Here is a 13,978-nt window from a genome sequence, read left to right as displayed (position 1 = left end):
TATAAATGATCCTTTCACGTAATTATCCATTGATTTTGGCACATGCGGAAAGAGAAATAAGAGATAAAAACAGTCTTTTACATGATGAACATACTTCATGTACAATAATCATATTTCCTCTAAATGAAAGGTTGATGTCAAAATGGCACAGGAAATTGAAATAGAACTAAAGCAATTGTTAATGAAAGAAGAATTTGAACAGTTGAAACAACATTTTCAATTGAAGGATTCGGATTTTCACACACAAACCAACTATTACTTTGATACACCCCAATTTGATATAAAATCTCAATTCGCAGCATTAAGAATGAGAGAAAAAGACGGTCAGTGGGTTCTCACGTTAAAGGAACCACACGAAATAGGCTTGCTCGAAACCCACCAAACGATCGCTCCTCCATCAAGCCTTGACGATTTTCAGCTGCCAGAAGGTGAAGTGGCTGACAGGCTAGACCATCTGAACATTCAAAAGGATCAAATTGTGTATTTTGGTTCACTTGAAACGTCAAGAGCTGAAAAAATGATCAAAGAAGGCTTAATTGTTTTGGATCACAGCCGATATTTAACAGTAGAGGACTATGAACTTGAATTTGAAGTGAGCGACCTGGAAATCGGACAAGCCGCATTCTCCGCATTGCTCCAAAAATTCCAAATCCCTGTACGAAACACGAAAAACAAAGTCGTACGTTTTTATGAAGAGAAAATGAAAACACAGAATAGATGAATTCCTTGAAGGAGGAACATGATGAACGTCAATCAACTTCAATCCTTTATGCAGCTTCAAGCGCTTAAAACGTTACAATCAGACCCTGGACAAACACAAATACCGGCCGGCCAAGAATCGAATGCACAAGCTTCATTTCAGTCGCTGCTGCAAGATTTTTTAGGCGGATCAGAATTATCACGCCTGCCGCTTTCTATTTCTGCGTTTATGGGAACGGACCCATCAACGGCTCCGAACACGCAATACGCGCGTACAAACCCATACTTGTCTGCTATCGCTGGCAGTGAGCAGCTTCAATCTCCATCTTCATATGCGAATGACGCTCAATTGAATACAGCGAACGGCATTGGGAATGTCTTAAACAACAGCTACACGCCGCCGCTTCAAAAGGCTGTTTCAAACGGTTCATCATCAAAAGAAATTAATCAAATCGTGTCACAAATGGCTCAAAAGCATGGCGTTCCAGAGAAGCTGATTCATGCGGTCATCAAGCAAGAATCCGGCTATCGTACGAATGCGGTCAGTCATGCAGGAGCACTTGGCCTCATGCAGCTTATGCCATCTACTGCTAAGTCACTTGGTGTGAATAATGCCTTTGATGCGGCCCAAAACATCGAAGGCGGCACGAAGTATATAAAACAAATGCTTCAGAAATATAATGGAAATGTCTCACTTGCCTTAGCTGCTTATAATGCAGGCTCAGGAAATGTTGATAAATACGGTGGCATTCCACCATTTAAAGAAACACAAAATTATGTAAAGAAAATCACAGCACAATATTTCGCTTAAACCGAAGAGAATAACCTCTTCGGTTTTTTGTATGTCGCTTTTCACCCTTTTTTGACTGAATGTGTTATGATATGGTCAATTGATCACGGAACCCGCCTCTCCCCTTATTTCCAATAGACCAAAGCGGTTTGTTTGTGGAATTGAGTTGAGGTTGTTAAAATAAGTATACAAGAATAGAAACAATAAAATAGAACAAACTGAATATCACTTTTGAAATAAATGAATTCACAATAGGGCGCTTCATCCTATTAACTACGAGTAAAAGGAGTAGTCAACATGGTACAATCGTTTAACGCACCTTACGAAGCGGTTGGAGAGGAACTTCTATCGCAACTTGTTGATACTTTTTATGAAAATGTAAAGTGTCATCCTTTGCTTCATCCTATTTTCCCGGATGACTTAAAAGAAACAGCAAGAAAACAAAAACAGTTTTTAACTCAATATTTAGGCGGACCCCCGCTTTATACAGAGGAGCATGGTCACCCTATGCTGCGGGCGAGACATCTCCCTTTTCCGATTACTGAGGAGCGGGCTGACGCATGGCTTGAATGCATGGAGGATGCGATGGATCAAGTAGGATTAACCGGCGATATTCGTGACTTTTTATTTGAGCGGCTTTCTCTAACGGCTCGTCATATGGTCAATCAAACACCTGAAAAGGATGGACGATCTTGAGCTGCAATACGCACGATCAATATTTCTCACACTGTCACGGACATCCTCAAAAGCCGATTGAAATCTATGTATTCATTGACCCTCTAAGTCCAGACTGCTGGTTATTAGAGCCATCCATTAAAAAATTGAAAATGAAGTACGGCCGTTTTTTCACTTTACGAACGGTGACAAGTTCTAGTATTAATGCATTGAATCGAAAACGAAAAAAGCATTTACTGACCGAAGCATGGGGGAAATTTGCTACCAAAACTCAGACCAAAAAAGAACAAATGCTGTCCGAACAAATTGTGACTTCACCCTACCTCGCCTCGCTTGCATTAAAAGCGGCTGAGCTTCAAGGCAGAAAATGCGGAATGAAGTTTCTGCGTCTCATTCAAGAATCACTTTTTTGCCATCAGCAAGATGTGACAAGTGAACATTTGCTGCTAGAAAATGCAAAAAGTGCTGGACTGGACATCGAGGAATTCCAGCGCGATATTCATTCTCAAAGTGCTGTTAAAGCACTACAATGTGATATGAAAATTGCAGCTGAAATGGACGTATCTGAGCTTCCAACCTTTGCCTTTTTTAATACAGTAAACGGGGATGAAGGTTTAAAAATTTCAGGTGCGTACTCTTATGATGTATACGAGGAAATCCTTTTTGAAATGATTGGTGAAAAACCAACACCTTCAGAACGGCCTCCAATTGAATGGTTTATTGCTTACTTTCAATTTGCATCTGCAAAAGAGATTGCTGTCGTTTATGACCTGACACTTGAAGAAGTTGAACGAGAAATGAAAAAGCTGGCTTTCGCTAAAAAGGTAGAACGTGTACAAGTACATCAAGAAATGTTTTGGCGCTATAAAGTAGATGATCATCATTCAGATCTTGATCTCTACCGCTGTGAAAATGAACATGGGTGCTGACCCATGTTTTTTCTTTACCCTAAAAAGGAATATACGTTCTATTTTTAAGCACGAAGAAACCGCGCCGGGATAAGCGCGGTTTCACTATGTCTTAACGACAACAAAGGGGATGGGAGAAATTTTTCACGGTCAAACAAAGGGGTAATGTTTGTATGTGATTAATTTCACATCTGTAGTATATCAAATTTTGTCGACTTATGACAACAGATATACTATATGTTCATATTTTTGTCACAAAACATAAGAGGGTTGTCACTTTCATATAGTGAAAGTAACGAAAAAATGGAGGGATCTGCATGCGCAGCACAACCATTGGACTTGTTTCCATTGGCTTATGTTTCTTTTTAAATATATTAGGTTTAATGAAAATGCTTCCTCTTTATCTAACATCCCCACTCTTATTTGCTTCTATTCTTTTTACACTTTATCGAATGAACCACCGGAAGACCTTTAAGGGATTTAAAGGTTGATGATAAGAAGCGGCCTCTATATGCGAAGAGGTCTTTTTTTATGAGAAAAAAACTCCTGTCAAAAGATGAGTTTGCACTCACGCGTCTGACAGAAGTCTTTTCATCACTCACCCGTTTTAGAGATGAGCTCTTCCATTTCTTTCAGCTTTTCTTCGAACAATTGACATGCTGCTTTGATTGGTTCTTTGGAAGCCATATCAACACCTGCTTTTTTCAACACATTGATTGGATAATCAGAGCTTCCTGCTTTAAGGAAGTCTGTGTAGCGCTCCACCGCAGGTTTTCCTTCTTCTAATATTTGCTTGCTTAATGCCTGTGCAGCACTATAGCCTGTTGCATATTGATATACATAATAGTTGTAATAGAAGTGAGGAATTCTCGTCCATTCTAATCCGATTTCTTTATCCACAACCATGCCGTCTCCAAAATACTTCTTATTCAGGTCGTAATAAAGGTTCGTCATAAATTCCGGCGTTAAAGCCTCTCCTTCTTGCGCTTTCACATGAATAAGATGCTCAAACTCAGCAAACATCGTCTGTCTGAATACCGTTCCTCTGAATCCTTCTAACAAGTGATTTAACACATACAAACGCTGCTTTTTATCATCTAGATGATTCAGCAGGTATTCGCCAAGTAACGCTTCGTTTGTCGTAGAAGCCACTTCAGCTACAAAGATACTATAGTTTCCATACGGATATGGCTGATGCTTTCTTGTATAGTAGCTGTGGACAGAGTGCCCAAATTCATGAGCCAGTGTAAATAAATTATCAATATTATTTTGCCAGTTCATGAGGATATATGGATTTGTACCATAGCTTCCAGATGAATACGCACCGCTGCGTTTCCCTTTATTCTCATAAACGTCTACCCAGCGATTGCTCAGTCCCTCTTTTAACACGGACACATATTCTTCTCCTAATGGCGCTAACCCTTTTAGCATATAATCTTTTGCTTCATCGTAGGTTAGCTTCATACCAGCATCTTTTACAAGTGGTGTATACAAGTCATAATTGTGCACTTCATCAAGCTTTAATACCTTTTTACGCAATTCAATATAACGGTGTAATAACGGTAAATATTGATGAACTGTATCAATCAGATTGTCATATACTTCTTCTGGAATACTGTTCCGAGATAGTGCCGCTTCTCTTGCTGAGTTATAATTTCGTACTTTTGCATAAAAATTATCCTTTTTAATCGAACCGCTCAGTGTCGAAGCAAGCGTGTTTTTATACTGATCATACGTTTTATACACAGCTTTAAAGGCATTCTTTCTCACTTCACGGTCATCACTGTTTAAAAATGTGATAAAGTTGCCGTGGGTAATCTTCTTTTCTTCCCCATTTTCATCCTTTACAGAAGGGAACGAAATATCAGCATTGTTAAACATACTAAAAGTAGTAGATGAAGTTGAGAGTGGTTCAGAGGCCTCAGCTAATAAAGCTTCTTGCTCCTCACTTAAAATATGTGGACGCTCTTTATTAATTTCTTCGAGAGCATGGGAATACAGTTTTAATTCTTCTTTTTCCAGAATAAACTGCTGCAATTTATCTTCTTGAATCGATAAAATCTCTGGAACAATATAAGCAGAAGTACTAGAGAGCTGTGTAAATAAATTCGATGCTTTATCATTCAGCGCTTGAAATGATGAGTTAGTTGTATCCTCATCGTATTTCATGTGCGCATATGTATAAAGCTTACCAAGCTTTTCAGAAAGCTGATCCTGAAAGGTTAGGGCTTCATACAGTACATCAGCAGAATGGGCCAGCTTGCCTTTAAATTGGGCTAGCTTAGGAATTTCTTTTTTGACAGCTTCGAATTCCTTGTTCCATGCATCAACGCTTTCAAAAATATCTTCAAGACGCCATTTGTTTTCTTCTTTTACTTCGCTTCTGTCTGGTAAATGGTTATTTTTGCTTTGTGAAGTCATATGAATCCCCCTTGCATAAGTTGTGTTGAACCAACCTTTCGGAAAGTGAAAGAAATTGGTGTTGTATTTATCTTCTTTGTTTTGAACTATATTTGTCAAATCATATGCAGAAATAAATACCAAACAGACTAAAAAAATGAGAAAAAAGCGTTTCTTTCTATTCAATCGCAGCACCACCTTTTTCTTATCATGATCAAAGTGGGCATGAAACATGCTAATGAAATAAGAAAGCATCTCGTTTGAACGCTTCATCTACTGTTCGTATCGGCATTTGATTCGACGCTACTTCATAATTACCCTCTTTCGTCATGTGTAAAAACCCTTGTCTGACAAGCGCCTTAACATATGCAGTGATGACCTCTTGTATTTCTTCTATTGAAACATCACCGTATCGGAGCTTTACTTCTTTCATCTGGACACACCGCTTGATTTCTTTCATCAGCAGTTGAACCGTTACTGGACTGCTTCCTTTTTTCCTCATCATCCAATCATACAGACACCCCTGCCAGACATAAACAGGACTTGTAAAAATATACGTTTCTTTTAGCGGGATAAATAATTCAGTTGGCAGAAAAGGGAAAGCCATTTGATGATGCTCATAGAAAATGTCTCTCAACCGTTTGCTTTCATTTGATAAAATGCGGGGAGGCCGCTGCCTAAATTGCTGTATACATCTAAGCCATTGCTTGAAGACTGGACGCTTGCTTGAGGGCTGAGATAGGAGCGCCGAAAGTTCGCGGTATGCTGTTGGCGGTCTGACAGTCATGGCGGCACATATTTTCGTTGGTTGAAATACGAGAAGTTGAGCAAGATGGATGAATCTATTCTGGAGCGGACAGTAAAAAATCAGACTCCCTTTCTGTGATTCCCTTAACATTCCCCAATGAATGGAGGAGAAGGAAAAGAGCTGGGCAGATATTCGCTTTAAACGATTTGCCCCTATTACCCATATAGGGATGAGCCCCGCTTCACGGAGTCCTGCCGTTCTTTTACGCAGCTCTTGCCGGGAAATATTTGAACATTGATATTCAATTGCATAGCTTGTTCCTCCAATAGAGACGGCCACGTCAGGACGCTGATGAACTTTTGACACATACTTTTCAAGCACCGGTTTATGTCCCAGCTGCTGAAGCCAATTCATGATGGCTTCTTTCCCCGCCTGATGATAAGCCGTTTCGCTTGAGGCTAGTGGACATGCTGTCAGCTGTTTATGTGCAAAATGATACACACGTTGTTCACCAAGCTTTAATTGCACCTCTTCCCTGCAATCAGGACAATAAAATTTGCACGTCGTCCTTACATGCTCCAGCCGGTTTTTAGATAAATGATGTGTAATTCGAATAAGCTTTCCATTATCCATGATCGCTGTATTCATTCTGCTCGCCCCTTACTCTTTGATGACCGTATTATAGCTTGTTCGTCTATTAAGAAGCGAATAGGCAAATTGAACTTTTATCATATCAAAACATGATTTTACTGATGTTTTCCTGAGGAAAATGAAAAAACCCCCTGATAAAAAGGGGGAAAATACAATCTTTATAGTAATGGTGATAATAATCTTGCTGTGGATTCAAACAGTCTTACCCTTAACGGTCTCTTTGCAAATTCTTCTGGGACAATTTCATGCGACTGCTCTAAATCACCTAAGAAGTCGTTCACGAGCTTCTCTGTGCTTTTCGTTTTATATAGGAAGGCATTCACTTCAAAATTCAAATGAAAGCTTCTCATATCCATGTTGGCCGTTCCTATCGAAGCCAGCTCGCTGTCCACAATGATAAATTTACTATGCATAAAGCCTTGATCATACTCATACACCTTTGCTCCTGCTTCTAAAAGCTCTGGGAAGTATGAACGGGACGCATGGAAGACGATCCGTTTATCTGGATTCTTCGGAGCAATAATCCGTACGTCTACTCCGCTTAATGCAGCAATTTTTAATGCAGACAAAATATCATCATCCGGCACAAAATACGGTGAAGCGATCCAAATAGACTTTTTGGCAGAGATAATCATGGAGAAAAAGAGATTTTTAATGACCTCCCACTGTTTATCAGGACCGCCAGCAATCATTTGTACGCCTTCTGTTGTGCTCTCAAGGTGACTGAAATCTTTAAAGTAGTCTACACCTGCGCATCTTTCATTCGTCATATAGTACCAATCCTGCATGAAAATCTGCTGCAGATCACGTACAGCTTCACCCTTAATCATCAAATGCGTGTCACGCCAAAAACCATATTGTCTGCTTCTGCCCAAATATTCGTCTCCAATGTTCAGCCCGCCAACAAATCCAACTTCTCCATCAATCACGACAATTTTTCGGTGATTTCGGAAATTGATTTTATTATTTAACAGGGGTAGTCTCACAGGTAAAAATGGAACGATCTGAACGCCGGCCTTTTCGAGGTCAGCAATATATTGACGAGAGAGCTTTAAGCTTCCTACATCGTCATATAAAAAGCGGACAATCACGCCATTTTTCGCTTTATCAATGAGAATATCTTTTAATTCTTGTCCAAGGTCATCGTGGCGGAGAATATAATATTCTAAATGAATGTGATGTGTCGCCTTTTTGATTTCTTCAAAAATATGAGAGAATGTTTCTTCTCCATTCGTCAGGACTTTAGAGGACGTGCGATACGTAATAGGGGTATGTCCGAGTCTGTGGGCCAGCTTAAATAAGAGCTGCTGATGATCACCCATATGCGTCATTTTCTCAATCGCTTCTCTATGAATATGCTCATCTTCCTGGATTAACTGTTCATCTAGAATGGCTTTCTTTTCAAACAGCCTGCGTTTTTTGATATTGCGTCCAAAGAAAATATAGAACAGAAAGCCGAATAACGGAAAGCTGCCAAGCAGGACAAGCCACGTTATTGTTTGAGATGGATTCCGGTTCTCCAAGAATATGACAAACCCGATGAAGATAATCGATAAAGTGAATAGAACACTGACAGAACTTAATACACTTACCGCTAAATCACCAGCAATTAATTGAATGACTAAATAAGCACCTATCGTAATGATAAGAAAAAATAGAACTTTGACTAAATTTCTCATTTCATTTTCTCCTTGCCGATCTCTTTATTTACCTATTCATTCAGATAAAAAAGCCGATTCCTCTATAGAAATCGACTTTTGTTGGTTACGAGAAGTGCTGTTGAATCGTTTCAAGGGCATTTCCTTCGATAATCAGCTGACCGTATTCTTTCAGTCTGTAAATGCTGACCACTGATTCATGAGCATATTCAAGCAAAATGCTGAGCTTATTCTCCACTTGCTCATCTGACAAATCCTCGTGGAAGTCAACATATAGATAATAACGGTTTTCAAACGAATATAAACTTGTGGTAAAATCCTGCATATTTAATTGAGAAAGTGCAATCAAATCTTCAAAGTCATCCATTTTCAACACAAATTGAAGTTGAAGTTTTTTGTCCTTCTCATTATGGTCTTCTTGATCCTGCTCTTCTTTTTGAAAATCATCAAGCAGTGCGTCTAGACTTTCTTCATCTGTTTGATCTTTTTTATCTTCTGGAATCGGCAATTCGAGCTTTTGTCCATCTTTAGAAAGTTGGGCTTTCGTCACGACAATTTCAAGACCTTTGTCAAGTGCCTGCACTTGAATCCAAAGAGGTCCCTCAACTGCAAATTCTTCTTCTTCGTGCACTTCGTCCATTACTTCCCAAAACAGCTCTTCACTGCGTTCACGATTATACCAAATTTCTTCACGGTCAAATCCGCGGTCTTCAATATCACCGTAGGAAATATAAAATTTCACTGTATGTTCATTAATTCTTTCGATTTCCATTTTGCCAACCTTCCCTTCTATATAAGATGTTGAAGGGACATACAAGCTCCCAATTAATAGTACTTTACTACACTTTACCCGTTCCGTCTACATGTTAACCTTTTAAAGAATTGAGGTATTGCTTCGTACTGTCTATTTTATGATAAAACATGAATAAAAGAAATAAAAACGCATTTTTTGCAGAGAAAACTTACAGAAACATATATTTGAATTGTCCTCATATATTGGTTGTACGAGCTCTATTAGACATGAGGTGAAATGGATGGAAACAGAGTGGATCATATCCTTACTGATGATTATTGGCATAGATCTGATTTTAGGCGGAGATAACGCGTTGATCATTGCGATGGCTAGCCGCAGCTTATCAAATGACAAACGCAATAAAGCCATATGGATCGGTACACTTTTGGCAGTGCTGATGAGAATTACGATGACAGGTGCCGCAGTTTATTTATTGACCATCCCTTATTTGCAATTTATCGGCGGGCTTTTTCTCCTTTATATAGGATACAATTTGTTAATTGAACAAAAGAAAGAATCGATTCGCATTAAAAGCAGCGGCTCCCTTTGGCGTGCGGTTCAGACCATTGTGATTGCAGATCTCTTTATGTCACTTGATAATGTGATTGCAGTTGCAGGTGCGGCAAAAGGCAACATGCTGCTGACCGCTTTCGGCCTTATGATTTCAGTACCGATTATTATTTGGGGAAGTAAGCTAATTCATGCCGCTTTAACCAAATTCCCGTTTCTTTTATACGGAGGAAGTGCTCTTTTGGCTTTTACTGGCGGTGAAATGATTGTTCGTGATGTGAAATTGAATGAATTTATGGCTCAGCATGCGACTCTTGAATTCATGCTCCCGTTTTTAACGGTTGTAATGGTCATTTTAGCCAGCTTATTTTACGAACAAACAGCTGAAAACAAATAAAAAAAGCTGCCAAATGATCGGCAGCTTTTCGTTTTTCAATTAGTTAGCAAGTCGCTGAGCTTCTCTTAGTTGGAATGTACGAACCGTTCTTGGAAGGAAACGTCTAATTTCATCTTCATTGTAGCCAACTTGTAGTCTTTTTTCATCCAAGATGATTGGACGTCTTAAAAGACCTGGATGCTCATTGATCAGTTTATACAATTGTTGAAGAGGCATTGTCTCAACATTCACATTTAGCTTTTGGAATACTTTTGAACGTGTTGAGATAATTTCATCTGTACCGTCTTCAGTCATTCGAAGAATTTCTTTGATTTCATCGATTGAAAGAGGCTCAGAAAAGATGTTTCTCTCTTGATACGGGATATTGTGCTCTTCTAACCACGCTCTTGCTTTTCTACATGATGTACAGCTTGGTGATGTGTATAATGTTACCATAAATCTTCACTCCTCAATTTGTAGAATGAATATTGATCTGTATTCTTAAATTAAAATTGTTCTAAATAAGTAATCTTTATAGTGATTATACTATAAAAAAGTAAGTGTGAACAGATTTTCTTGCAATTTTTGTGACAAAAACTAGACAATTTCATTCATTTTGTGGTGCCGTTTGATGTCTGAACATTCTCATTTAGTCGAGATGATCGAAAATATTTTTTTGTTTTCTATTTTCAATGACCTTCAATACATCATCAACATCCTCATACGACTGCCCATACCATTCTTCATCTTTATACGTATGGATTCGTTCATAGGTCTTCCTCATAGCCTCCATCATTTCTTCCTCATTATCTGTAAGAGGCGACCAATAAAGGATTTCCATGCGGTTCACTTCATTTGTTGCAAGTGACCTGCGTTTATAACCGATTGATTCTGCGTGCTTGAAGTGCTCTCTTTGGTAAAACTTTAGGCGTTTTGCAGTATCTGCATCATCTTCATCTACAGGCTCGACCTCAAGCAAGATCGGTTTCTTTTTTTCCTTCAGCTTATGAATGAGCTTTGATCCGAGGCCTTCACCTCTTGCATCTCTGGAAACAAATAAATAATCAATAAAGATGAAAGAATCAAATTCGGCGTACATCATCACATGATGAGGTCCTTCCTCCTTATGATAAACATCACTTCTTTCCTTTAATAAAGCTTCCATATGCTCTTTTGACTTCATTTCTTCTATCGGGAAGTATTCACTGAGCTTTTCATACCAATTCATGGATCCGCTCCTTATGATATCGTTAAGAACCACTTCCTTAGATATTCCCGATTTCCTATTATTTAAACGCCTGTACTAGTAAGACGCAGCAAAGTCTTCACTAGTTTCACTTTTTTTCAAACAACAGAAAAAAGTTTTATATCGAACGGTCCATGAGTAGTTGAAAACAAACAAAGAGGATAAGTGTCATCGCTATTTGAAACATAATGAAATAAAGATACTTCATGCGCCGTGCTTCTTGCTTCTGATTGCTTGTCTTTCGGTTAAGCATATATTCCACCGAAAAAGACACAATGCCAATGAGCACCATAAACACGAGCATCCACTGTCCCCCATTTGGTTTCCTCAAAAAAGACGTTGAAAAAAGCATGAATACAATTAGAAAGTGAAATAATGAGTAGCGAAACGTCTTCCATATGGACATCTGATTTCCTCCTAGAACCTGCTTGTTGTTATCTAGAAATTACCATCATCTTATTTTTTTGTAAAATAAAAAAAGAAGCACTGACATAGCAGCGCTTCTTTCTTCTTATGATTGTTTAGCTTGAAGCTCTTTGAATTCTTCCTCTGTGCAGCTCACAAAGTGACCTGGCTTCACTTCACGGAACTCGGTGTTCGTTCCTTTGTGAACAGATGGATCATACTTGATTCGTTTGCGGTTACGCTCATAATCTGGATCTGGGAGCGGAATCGCAGATAGTAATGATTTTGTATATGGATGAAGCGGATTTTCGTATAATTCATTCGCTGGTGCCAGCTCAACCAATTTTCCGAAATACATCACACCAATACGATCGCTGATGTATTTTACCATAGACAGGTCATGGGCAATGAATAAGTACGTTAAGCCTTTTTCTTCTTGAAGTTCTTTCATTAAGTTGACGACCTGTGCTTGGATCGACACATCTAATGCAGAGATTGGTTCATCGGCGATGATGAAATCTGGTTCAACTGCTAATGCACGGGCAATTCCGATACGCTGCCTTTGACCACCTGAGAATTCATGCGGGTATCTGTTTGCATGCTCTTTGTTCAATCCAACGGTTTCAAGCAATTGGTATACACGCTCTTTACGTGCTTGCTTTGTTTTCGCAAGGCCATGAATGTCGATGCCTTCTGCAATGATATCAAGCACTGTCATTCTAGGGTTGAGTGAGGCATATGGATCTTGGAAGATCATCTGCATTTGACGGTTGAACTCAAGCATTTTTTGTCTTGATTTCTTCCCGTGTACACTTTCCCCTTTATAAAGAACCTCACCATCTGTCGCATCATAAAGTCTAATGATGGAGCGGCCCGTAGTGGATTTACCACAACCAGACTCCCCTACAAGGCCAAGTGTTTCACCTTTATAAATATCAAATGAAACTCCGTCAACTGCTTTCACAGTCCCTCTTGCTGTATGGAAATGTTGCTTCAAATTTTTGATTTCTAACAGTTTTTCTGCCATGCTATTCACCCTCTTTTACTAATACAGGTTTTTCGTAGCTACCTTCTAGTTCACGCATTCTCGCCTTTACAGAAGCAGGCGGTTCAACTTTAGGTGCATTTGGATGAAGTAGCCATGATTTCACATAATGCGTATCTGATACTTTGAACATTGGCGGTTCTTGTTCAAAGTCAATTTTCATTGCATAATCGCTTCGGAGTGCAAATGCATCTCCTTTCGGCGGGTTTGTCAGATCTGGCGGTGTTCCTGGGATTGCAGTCAGCTTTCCTTCATCTCCGCCATCTGTGTCAAGGCTCGGCATTGATGCTAAAAGTCCCCACGTATATGGATGTTTTGGATTGTAGAAAATTTCATCAACAGTCCCTGTCTCCACAATCTGTCCTGCATACATAACGGCTACACGATCAGCGACGTTGGCGACAACACCTAGATCATGCGTAATAAAGATAATAGATGTTTCAACCTTTTGCTGAATTTCTTTCATTAATTCTAAAATTTGCGCCTGAATCGTTACATCTAGTGCTGTCGTCGGCTCATCGGCAATCAATAGCTTTGGATCTGCTGCGAGCGCCATCGCGATGACAACCCTTTGTCTCATCCCGCCACTAAATTCGTGCGGGTATTGCTTGATTCTTTTTTCAGGCATTGCAATTCCAACAAGCTCCAGTAATTCAATGGCTCTTTTTTCAGCCGCTTCTTTTGAAATTTGTTCGTGCTTGAACAGTACTTCTGTAATTTGCTTCCCGACTTTCATCGTTGGATTCAAAGAAGTCATCGGATCCTGGAAGATCATTGAGATGTCTTTTCCTCGAATGGTTTGCATTTGTTTTTCTGTTTTCTTGACGATATCTTGCCCATCAAACAGGATCTGTCCGCGCTTGAAATAACCCGGCGGCATCGGTATTAATCTCATGATGGCCTGTGATGTCACACTTTTACCAGAGCCAGATTCACCTACAATAGCAAGTGTCTCGCCTTTATTTAAGTGGAAGTTCACACCACGAATGGCTTGAACCTCTCCACCATATGTTTTAAATGAGATTGCAAGGTCTTTCACCTCTAGAATACGTTCACGTTCCATCCTAATCACTC

Annotated in this window: 15 protein-coding genes and 1 pseudogene; 6 read left to right on the top strand and 10 right to left on the bottom strand. The window is 39.4% G+C overall.

Annotated elements, in window-relative coordinates; translation table 11 throughout:
* Positions 1–142 precede the first annotated feature (142 nt).
* From C6Y02_RS13780 to C6Y02_RS19520, 5 genes are all read left to right on the top strand, one after another.
* Positions 143–721: a CYTH domain-containing protein gene (locus tag C6Y02_RS13780; protein WP_034663230.1), complete on the top strand. Its 579-nt coding sequence runs from the start codon at positions 143–145 to the stop codon at positions 719–721.
* Between the two features lie 21 nt (positions 722–742).
* Positions 743–1,510, top strand: a complete 768-nt coding sequence (locus tag C6Y02_RS13775; RefSeq protein WP_034663232.1) for a lytic transglycosylase domain-containing protein — start codon at positions 743–745, stop codon at positions 1,508–1,510.
* Between the two features lie 276 nt (positions 1,511–1,786).
* Entirely contained in the window at positions 1,787–2,185 is a 399-nt protein-coding gene (locus tag C6Y02_RS13770; protein ID WP_008355333.1) for a globin domain-containing protein, read from the top strand.
* On the top strand, positions 2,182–3,093 hold the full coding sequence (locus C6Y02_RS13765; RefSeq protein WP_106031504.1) for a ClpXP adapter SpxH family protein: 912 nt from the start codon (positions 2,182–2,184) through the stop codon (positions 3,091–3,093). Before C6Y02_RS13770 ends, C6Y02_RS13765 begins: the two co-directional genes overlap by 4 nt.
* A gap of 296 nt (positions 3,094–3,389) precedes the next feature.
* Positions 3,390–3,563, top strand: a complete 174-nt coding sequence (locus C6Y02_RS19520) for a hypothetical protein (protein ID WP_034663238.1) — start codon at positions 3,390–3,392, stop codon at positions 3,561–3,563.
* A gap of 103 nt (positions 3,564–3,666) precedes the next feature.
* On the opposite strand, the gene pepF is transcribed toward C6Y02_RS19520, so the two are convergent.
* The 5 genes and pseudogenes from pepF to C6Y02_RS19750 form a co-directional block, all read right to left on the bottom strand.
* Positions 3,667–5,493 (bottom strand): oligoendopeptidase F, encoded by a 1,827-nt coding sequence (gene pepF, locus C6Y02_RS13760; protein ID WP_282959334.1) that lies wholly within the window; start codon positions 5,491–5,493, stop codon positions 3,667–3,669.
* 214 nt (positions 5,494–5,707) lie between these two features.
* On the bottom strand, positions 5,708–6,868 hold the full coding sequence (locus C6Y02_RS13755; protein WP_106031503.1) for a competence protein CoiA: 1,161 nt from the start codon (positions 6,866–6,868) through the stop codon (positions 5,708–5,710).
* Between the two features lie 161 nt (positions 6,869–7,029).
* Complete coding sequence (gene cls, locus C6Y02_RS13750) at positions 7,030–8,550, bottom strand: cardiolipin synthase (protein ID WP_088003078.1); 1,521 nt, start codon at positions 8,548–8,550, stop codon at positions 7,030–7,032.
* Positions 8,551–8,635: 85 nt separating this feature from the next.
* Positions 8,636–9,301, bottom strand: coding sequence for an adaptor protein MecA (gene mecA / locus C6Y02_RS13745; protein ID WP_012009573.1), 666 nt, complete (start codon positions 9,299–9,301; stop codon positions 8,636–8,638).
* Positions 9,268–9,388 (bottom strand): annotated as a pseudogene (locus C6Y02_RS19750) (hypothetical protein); the annotation flags it as partial. The pseudogene C6Y02_RS19750 and the gene mecA, both read right to left, overlap by 34 nt.
* Before the next feature lie 175 nt (positions 9,389–9,563).
* Here C6Y02_RS19750 and C6Y02_RS13740 point away from each other — a divergent pair.
* A complete protein-coding gene (locus C6Y02_RS13740) occupies positions 9,564–10,229 on the top strand; it encodes a TerC family protein (RefSeq protein ID WP_060596006.1) in 666 nt (221 codons plus the stop codon).
* 39 nt (positions 10,230–10,268) lie between these two features.
* On the opposite strand, the gene spxA is transcribed toward C6Y02_RS13740, so the two are convergent.
* From spxA to C6Y02_RS13715, 5 genes are all read right to left on the bottom strand, one after another.
* Positions 10,269–10,664: a transcriptional regulator SpxA gene (gene spxA, locus C6Y02_RS13735; protein WP_003211421.1), complete on the bottom strand. Its 396-nt coding sequence runs from the start codon at positions 10,662–10,664 to the stop codon at positions 10,269–10,271.
* Positions 10,665–10,857: 193 nt separating this feature from the next.
* Positions 10,858–11,436, bottom strand: a complete 579-nt coding sequence (locus C6Y02_RS13730) for a GNAT family N-acetyltransferase (RefSeq protein ID WP_060596005.1) — start codon at positions 11,434–11,436, stop codon at positions 10,858–10,860.
* A gap of 136 nt (positions 11,437–11,572) precedes the next feature.
* A complete protein-coding gene (locus C6Y02_RS13725; RefSeq protein ID WP_106031502.1) occupies positions 11,573–11,860 on the bottom strand; it encodes a hypothetical protein in 288 nt (95 codons plus the stop codon).
* Positions 11,861–11,965: 105 nt separating this feature from the next.
* Positions 11,966–12,886 carry an ABC transporter ATP-binding protein gene (locus C6Y02_RS13720; RefSeq protein ID WP_034663259.1) on the bottom strand — a complete coding sequence of 307 codons (921 nt, stop codon included), beginning with the start codon at positions 12,884–12,886 and terminating at the stop codon, positions 11,966–11,968.
* A 1-nt stretch (position 12,887) separates the two neighbouring features.
* Positions 12,888–13,967, bottom strand: a complete 1,080-nt coding sequence (locus C6Y02_RS13715) for an ABC transporter ATP-binding protein (RefSeq protein WP_034663262.1) — start codon at positions 13,965–13,967, stop codon at positions 12,888–12,890.
* Positions 13,968–13,978 lie beyond the last annotated feature (11 nt).

It is taken from the genome of Bacillus sp. NMCC4, assembly GCF_002998555.1.
Lineage (GTDB): Bacteria > Bacillota > Bacilli > Bacillales > Bacillaceae > Bacillus.
Note: the sequence above shows the minus strand (reverse complement) of the source record. Positions and strands in the feature narration are given on the sequence as shown.

Bases quoted from the DNA above. Each gene is read 5' to 3' on its own strand.
- C6Y02_RS13740 (WP_060596006.1), top strand. From the start codon at position 9,564: ATGGAAACAGAGTGGATCATATCCTTACTGATGATTATTGGCATAGAT.
- C6Y02_RS13715 (WP_034663262.1), bottom strand. From the start codon at position 13,967: ATGGAACGTGAACGTATTCTAGAGGTGAAAGACCTTGCAATCTCATTT.
- C6Y02_RS13770 (WP_008355333.1), top strand. From the start codon at position 1,787: ATGGTACAATCGTTTAACGCACCTTACGAAGCGGTTGGAGAGGAACTT.
- C6Y02_RS13755 (WP_106031503.1), bottom strand. From the start codon at position 6,868: ATGAATACAGCGATCATGGATAATGGAAAGCTTATTCGAATTACACAT.
- cls (WP_088003078.1), bottom strand. From the start codon at position 8,550: ATGAGAAATTTAGTCAAAGTTCTATTTTTTCTTATCATTACGATAGGT.
- C6Y02_RS13780 (WP_034663230.1), top strand. From the start codon at position 143: ATGGCACAGGAAATTGAAATAGAACTAAAGCAATTGTTAATGAAAGAA.
- pepF (WP_282959334.1), bottom strand. From the start codon at position 5,493: ATGACTTCACAAAGCAAAAATAACCATTTACCAGACAGAAGCGAAGTA.
- C6Y02_RS13730 (WP_060596005.1), bottom strand. From the start codon at position 11,436: ATGAATTGGTATGAAAAGCTCAGTGAATACTTCCCGATAGAAGAAATG.
- C6Y02_RS13720 (WP_034663259.1), bottom strand. From the start codon at position 12,886: ATGGCAGAAAAACTGTTAGAAATCAAAAATTTGAAGCAACATTTCCAT.
- C6Y02_RS19520 (WP_034663238.1), top strand. From the start codon at position 3,390: ATGCGCAGCACAACCATTGGACTTGTTTCCATTGGCTTATGTTTCTTT.
- C6Y02_RS13725 (WP_106031502.1), bottom strand. From the start codon at position 11,860: ATGTCCATATGGAAGACGTTTCGCTACTCATTATTTCACTTTCTAATT.
- C6Y02_RS13775 (WP_034663232.1), top strand. From the start codon at position 743: ATGAACGTCAATCAACTTCAATCCTTTATGCAGCTTCAAGCGCTTAAA.
- spxA (WP_003211421.1), bottom strand. From the start codon at position 10,664: ATGGTAACATTATACACATCACCAAGCTGTACATCATGTAGAAAAGCA.
- mecA (WP_012009573.1), bottom strand. From the start codon at position 9,301: ATGGAAATCGAAAGAATTAATGAACATACAGTGAAATTTTATATTTCC.